The sequence below is a fragment of the Paracoccus homiensis genome (assembly GCF_900111675.1).
GTDB classification, from domain to species: Bacteria; Pseudomonadota; Alphaproteobacteria; order Rhodobacterales; family Rhodobacteraceae; genus Paracoccus; species Paracoccus homiensis.
Genome location: NZ_FOHO01000007.1, coordinates 165,851 through 172,593, shown reverse-complemented (window position 1 = coordinate 172,593; position 6,743 = coordinate 165,851). Strand labels below are relative to the sequence as shown.

Sequence of the window (6,743 nt, the reverse complement as noted above, 5' to 3'; positions counted from 1 at the left end):
TGGCGGCGAGATAGCGTGCTGAAGTCGGGCACCGTCCAGTCGAGACCAACCAGCTGCAACAAGCTCTCGACGAACCCGGTCGTCTGCCGGAGCGCCATGCCGAACAGCACCTTCATCGAGAGGCACGTCTGTATGGCGGCGTCGCTGTAGCTCTGCTGGCGGCCACGCCTGCCAGTTGGTGCGGCCTCCCAGCTCATCTCGGGATCGAACCAGATCGTCAGCGATCCGCGGCGCTTGAGCGATTCATTGTAGGATGGCCAGTTCCTGGTCTTGTAGGTTGGAGGTGTGGGTCTGCTCATGGATTCCAGCTACCACGCTGGATTCATGAGATGAATCCCACAAGGGATTTGTGCAACAGAGCTACCCAAGGTAGAACAGGTGGCTACCTACAGCCTATTGCGAATCGCAGGAATCATGATTTTTGACGGAATCCTCGCCTGGTTATCGGAGATCGACGGGAAGTTGTCGGTGTTCGTAATCCCCCTTAATCAACCCCAAACGGGCTTGGATTGGTCGACGATTGTGTCTGGTGTTGTCGGAGGTCTGGCTACTCTTATTGCTGCATTCTGTGTCTTTTGGTTAGGCAATCGAAATGAACGGAAAGCGAGAGAGGACGAAGAACTGAAAGCAGCAGCAGCGAACGCTCTTTCTGGGTATTTCAAACTCGCCAAATGGTGCAACCTCATTGCAAACATCAATCTCCACATCGACAAAAGCTTTCAGGCCGCGAGAGAACACGGCCTATCCTCAAGTGAAGCGTTTGCCGTTGTCGGTCCGTCTGCAGGCGTGTTCACCGAGCCTAGACTGCTTAGCGCAAGTGAGTTCAGCTTTCTTCTCACCAAAGAGAATTTTAAGATTGCTGAAGATGTGGGTTTGGTTGAAGAACGTGCCATCAACTTGCATCACCTTTTCCAGAAATACTCGGAACTGCATATCGAGCTTCAAATGTGGCTTGATGCTATTCCAGAGTTTAGCCGTAAACTTGACGGACCCATCGCATCGGATCAGATCCCTAATGCCTACAAGGATAGGTTTGATTACAGGGCCGCGCAGCTCAATCAAATCCTTGGTGGGATAATAGATACCTTAGAGGAGGACATGGCATTCTCAATCAAGACGACCCAAAAATTTATTCTGGCCGCGCATGAACGCTACAAGCCTCACTTCCCCAAGTTAGACTTTGGATGAGATCTGTCAGAGCAGCCAAAGTCAGTATGAGTTCTCGGATAAACCGTTCGGCTTATATTTTTAGGTCTTCCACTTGATCGACCAGGGTTTACCGCTTTACTTGCCACCTTTGACAGCGACCAACGAGAGGTGAATATAGCCCGGAACTAATTGCAGACATTCGTGCGGCACGCAGCATCGGTCAATGTGGGCTCGAAGCGGCCATGCGGCGGCGCGGCGGGTCTTGCGCCTGGCAAGCAGCGGCGGCCGTCGCTCGCGGCCCTGACCTGCCGTTCATCGGGCTTGCCATCGCCGCGTCGCACCTCCCCAATGCGGTCACTCGCATTATCGTGCAGCACGACCAAATACGGGAAGGACCGCAACGCGAACAAAGTGGAGGTAGCTAATGAACAATGATCAGCAGACGTATCTAGAGTACGGTCAACGCTTGTTGAAACTGAGACGAGAATCAGACGACCTTATCGATCGCATGGGGGGGTCTTACGACAGACAATTTGGTCGCCGAGTAGTCGAAGAGGGACTCCATGTTGACCCTGTCACTGGAAAGAAAGCTGATCGACCAACGCGAGTGGCTTGTATGTGGGCAGCCGAGGATATCGATCGCTTCAAAATTTTTATTGCGCGCTATCCCAATGTTAAAAAGGTCAGAGGACTCTATGACCGATTTAATCAAGAGGAGAGAGGCGAGGATTTGGACCCCTGCGTGTACATCTACAGAATGAAGAGCCCTCTCTCCGGACAGATATTTGAGCCAAAAATGTGTAAGATCGGCTACGCGAAGGCGGGAGCCGCCGAGAGGGTCGCGTCTCAATCCCAAAAGGCCGCAGTCGGATATATTCCAAATATAGAAATCAAGATTAAGTGCGACAATCCGGAGCGCTTAGAGAAACTATTGCACAAGGCTTTCGAGGACAAACAAATCAAAGTTGCTGGCCGTGAGTGGTTCAACGTTCTTCCTGACGACATCGAAGCAGCACTGGAGCAGTTTGAAAGCGATGGCATACTCTGGCGCAAAGGTGGATGGGTGCATTTCGGAAAGCGGGCAACAAAGAAAAGAAAAGAATGGAGCACAGAAAAGACTGCAGCCTATGTTCTTTACAAGAAAATTCTTCCGAGATGGTATCCACTCGCTAGCGATGACCCCTCGTCCATTCGAATGATAGCGGAGGACAGTGGACTTGGTGAAGATGCGGTAAGGGCCGGACTAGCTTGGTTGATAGAGCATAAGTACTTGTACAGATGGGAGGGCGGGCAGCTTACGCCATCCGAGAAATTCCAGAAAGAGTGGTACAGGAAGCAAGCCGAACTGACACCGGACGATATCTGACGCGAGCGGAATAATGCCAGGGGTAACGACCGACCCGCGAAGATTGGTCGCTACTTATCGACGACAGTTGCCGTCAATCGTTGGAGCCATCGACGGCCTCCGTGCTTCGTCTCACCTTCCGGGATGCTCAGTTGGTGCAGAGGAAGGCATTTTGTACTGAGGTGAAGGTCAAAGAGGCTGCAGTAGATGGAAATCTTTCGGGTGATCCTCAGCTTCTTGCAGACTACATCAACTAGCTGTCCTGCCTTCACTCCATTTGGAAGACAGAAACTTGCAGGGTTGGGCTCTTTTCCGCCATAGGATCGGTCACAGCATTTCAACTCGATGGGCGAAACATCACCGGTAAGATCGGCCCAAAGCCGAACTTCGCCTTCAGCTGAGACGCCGCGCCGCAGCGACACCGAAGCGGCCATTCATGCAGACCGCAGCATAGAGAGTGACCATAGGTCCGCGGTGCGATTTTAACGGCGCACGAGCGGTACTCAGAAGTTTACCGAAGATCGACTAGCTGCTCGGATAGCGCGGTTTTTGCGCCGATCGTTTCAAAGAAGCTTCGAAAGACAAAGGATACGCACCTGTATCCCAGACCAGACGCCAGCCAGACATTACAAACGTCACCACAAGCGCGGCAACCGGATCAAGACCCCGTGCGGCAGGATCAAGGACTGGATACGCGTGGCGAACTACTAACACCGACGTCCGAAGGCCTTCCTCTCGGCCATCGCCCCGGTGGCGCTCAGTCGTCGATTGATTACGAATTCTGACTCTAAGATATGTGAGCCTCCATCTCCGTTAGAGTTTTGCCTTGACCAATCGAGTCCACGTCTCTTCAATCCCTTTGAACAAGGGACATTTGAATAATGCGTCGAATACTTAACAGCTGCGCTAAAGCACTTTCCCTATCTCTCTCCGTGTTCTCTGCTACTACGGCGATCGCGGAAAACGATGCGTGGATTGTGAGCACAGAACAAGCGTTGTGTATCTTGGAGCATTCCAACGCTTACACCTCTTCCGGTTCACCGGTCATTATTATCCATGTAGCATCCTGCCCGAATCCGGATCCCTTTGCTGGCGCTACCGCCGGAAAAAGCAACTATGGCGGCGTGAGCAAGATTCAAAGCACCGGGGACGACACCCTCCTAGACGATGTCATCACTTTTACCGCGGAGCAGTTCAATTGTCTGACCATCGACGGTGTCAGAGTTGAGGACGGCATTGCCTACATACCCAAGAACGGCACATGTGGTCGATGAGGCGTGTTACGGATGTAACGACCATCCTGGCGAATGTGACCGTAGTCATATCACTTTCAATGGCGGTAATTTCATACCTCCAACAGATCAAACAAACAAAGCGAGATACGGCAGTTAGCATGGTCACAGCCTTCAACTCTGGAGACATGCTCGCGATTCAAAGACGGCTTTCAATCGAATTTGCGGAGCTAAAACTCGGACAGCTCCAAGGGCTGTCAGTGAAGCGGGACACTATCGGCGCAATTGTCGAGAACATGGTCGCAACCAGCGCGGAATCAGACGAGACGCAGCAGGATATTATTACACTTGTGAGCAATCTTGATGACATTGCGGTCTGCGTTGAAGCAGAGACATGCGACAGACGCGTAATCGAAGCGAGTTTGGGGGAGACCGCATCAAGGTATGCATGCCTTTTGTTGCCTTATACAGCAGAGCTCAGGCAAGAGCTTCTACTCGAAGGATTGGGTGACAGCCTCCGAGAATTCATCGACTACGAGACGACTTGCTGAAAAACGACATCAATCGCTGATGCAATTCTTCAGGGCCAAGTCGATAATCCTGGGATCGAACTCCGACCCCCACTTCCAGTCAAGAATAGTAGCTTTTGCAAGCATTGCGCGGCTGTCAGCCGCCGGAGATATTGTCACCAGTTTTGCCGCAGGCAAGCTTTCCAATGCTTGACGCGGGACAACTGCGCTGACCAACACTTTGGTGCCCACAGAAACATCGCGCAAGGTTTGCGCATGACCTATCGGATAGGACATCTCCCCAACGTTTAGTTTCGCGCCATTGAACACCGCAGCAATGTCATCATCCGAGTAGCAGAAATCGTCAGAGCACGGTTCTCCTGCTTCGGTCGCATTCGAAAACGAACGCGCGAGGAGGAAGCTCTCGTTGTAGCAGAATGCCCATAGGCCATCGATCTCTCCACGCTCGCCTGTTCGTGCTACCAGACCGGAAGCCAACTGGTCGAGACGCCAAGAATGTTCGGGGTCGACCGTCGTCGCGATACGCAGATCACGGGCCTCTTGTTCAGACGGCTCGAATTTAGCTCCCGGAGCGAGTGACGCCATCTTGGCATAGACCTCGGAGCTTACGTCCATTTCCAAGAGAAAGCTGACGAATAGTCCAATTTCAACCTGCTCTTGCAGAAGGTCTTCACCTGTCAGATTAGTTTCACCAATACTTTTGAGGATCTCAGTCCCGTTGAGGCGATCGAATGAAAGCCGACCGGAAAACTCGTAGTTGAAGGTTTTTAAGCCTGCCAGTCTGTGTGTTCCACCAAGAAACGCAATCGCGCAGGCCTCCATGCAAGCCCCGCCCTCCTTCGGCTCATACCAATTATCGTAGTAGGGAGCCGACCTGCCAATCATCGTTTCCATCCCAGCCGCGCGGATCAATCGAGCCAGTTCCATTGCTGAGGAGATGTTCCCCCCGGTCGAGTTCAACATGATTGGTCCTGTCCCACCCTGCTCGACAAACTTAGAAAATCGCGCAGGTGTTTCGTCAGTAATCTCGCCTTCTGCTAGGATCCAAACGCAACCGTGGTAACAGTTCCCCCCGTTGCTTACGATTTTGAAGTCCATGCCCTCCGCGTGAACGATTGCGCCCGGCAAGAACCAAAGAAATGCAGCAAGAGAAAAACGCAAGTTCATACGCAATTACCCAACACAATTTCATTAAGATTAGGGTCCATTCCGGCAGGAAGTTTAGATGCAACGAACTGTCCCCAGAAGTTGACGTCTAGAACATACGCGTGACCCGGCCAGAAATAGAGATGGTTCGCTTCGGGAACCGCCCTGAATTCGATCTCAGACATCGTGAAGTCAAAGTTAACGTGGAACCCGCTTTCGGGCTCGGACAGGACTCGATTGAACGAAAGTTGCAACGGTCGTGCCTTCGCTTCCGGATACCTCAATTCACTTTCGAAGGTGCCCAGTCTGGGAAAGAAAAACTCGTCAGGTGTTCCTTGTGCATACTCGTTCGTCAATCGTTGAGATCTATCGTCGGACGCATTCATGATCTGAACGTGCACCCGGCCTCTCTCACGCGACAGGCAAAAGAAACGAACTGCTTTCTGTTCGTCCACAGAGCGGGACTCGATCATTAGTCCGGAAGCCAGCGGAAGGATGTCCCAAGGTCTCATCGCCCCCGGATCGTCCACAACCCGTAGCTCCGCCGCCTGTGCTTCCGTCATGTAGGCGAACTCGCCGGGAGACGCCGTGGCAGCGAATGAGAAGACCTCGGTTGATATGTCCATCTCGATAAGATATGAGATGAGTTCGCCCACAACGTATTGGTCTCGCAATCTTTGCACGCCGCTAAAAGCGGGTCGGTCCGCATTCGCAAGTATGTCTTGGTCGTAAAATTGATGAAAACCAAGTTCCCGCGAGCCGCCGATTTCGCGAGTCCGCCCACCTAAAAAGGCGTAAGCACAAGCCGACAAGCATTTCCCGGGTTCTATCATAGACACGTGGCTGCCGTTTTGCGGGTCAGAGACGGTATCTCCAATACTTACGCGAACCGAGTGGGCGCGAAAAAGCTGCCCTAATTCCAAGGCAGCGGCAAGATCATCGCCCCCATTTGAATTGATGATAATAGTAGGTCCGCCTTCGCCACCGGACGGCTCGCCGAATGCGTCTCGGAAAGCCGCTGGCGTATCACTTGTGATGTCACCCTCCGCCGCAAACCAAGTGCACCCGGCGCACACCCCGCCAACGGTCGCTTCTCTAAACGTCATAGGTTCAGCCGAGATCTGTTTAACCGAGGCGGCTAAAAGGACGACCAAGAAAACGAAAAATCTTCGAGCAACCACAATCACCTCAAACAGTAGCTTCAGCACATCCCGTACATTCGAAGTCCCTACAACTTAACAAGCAAAAAGCTTTCTTCGTTGAGGCTAAGATTTGAACACCTCCCTAAGATGTTCAGGAAACTCCAACCGATCAACAACAAAAGTCTGCTTCCGCGCCGAG

7 protein-coding genes are annotated in these 6,743 nt (G+C 52.4%); 4 read left to right on the top strand and 3 right to left on the bottom strand.

Going from position 1 to position 6,743, the window contains the following annotated elements; all coding sequences use genetic code 11:
- Positions 1-299: transposase (locus tag BMX67_RS11605; protein WP_175479884.1), on the bottom strand; the 299-nt coding region annotated here is incomplete at its 3' end.
- 79 nt (positions 300-378) lie between these two features.
- Between BMX67_RS11605 and BMX67_RS11600 the strand changes: the two genes are divergently transcribed.
- From BMX67_RS11600 to BMX67_RS11590, 4 genes are all read left to right on the top strand, one after another.
- The gene (locus BMX67_RS11600; RefSeq protein ID WP_139206511.1) at positions 379-1,188 is read left to right on the top strand and encodes a hypothetical protein; all 810 of its coding nucleotides are present in this window, start codon (positions 379-381) and stop codon (positions 1,186-1,188) included.
- A 577-nt stretch (positions 1,189-1,765) separates the two neighbouring features.
- The gene (locus BMX67_RS11595) at positions 1,766-2,515 is read left to right on the top strand and encodes a GIY-YIG nuclease family protein (protein ID WP_217645840.1); all 750 of its coding nucleotides are present in this window, start codon (positions 1,766-1,768) and stop codon (positions 2,513-2,515) included.
- Positions 2,516-3,426: 911 nt separating this feature from the next.
- Positions 3,427-3,768, top strand: a complete 342-nt coding sequence (locus BMX67_RS19340) for a hypothetical protein (RefSeq protein WP_175479883.1) — start codon at positions 3,427-3,429, stop codon at positions 3,766-3,768.
- Entirely contained in the window at positions 3,765-4,277 is a 513-nt protein-coding gene (locus BMX67_RS11590) for a hypothetical protein (protein ID WP_139206509.1), read from the top strand. The genes BMX67_RS19340 and BMX67_RS11590 overlap by 4 nt, the downstream gene beginning before the upstream one ends.
- 9 nt (positions 4,278-4,286) lie before the next feature.
- Here the strand turns inward: BMX67_RS11590 and BMX67_RS11585 are convergent, their stop codons facing one another.
- Both BMX67_RS11585 and BMX67_RS11580 read right to left on the bottom strand, forming a co-directional pair.
- Positions 4,287-5,219, bottom strand: a complete 933-nt coding sequence (locus BMX67_RS11585; protein ID WP_139206507.1) for a hypothetical protein — start codon at positions 5,217-5,219, stop codon at positions 4,287-4,289.
- Positions 5,220-5,419: 200 nt separating this feature from the next.
- Complete coding sequence (locus BMX67_RS11580) at positions 5,420-6,610, bottom strand: COG3904 family protein (RefSeq protein WP_090735055.1); 1,191 nt, start codon at positions 6,608-6,610, stop codon at positions 5,420-5,422.
- Positions 6,611-6,743 lie beyond the last annotated feature (133 nt).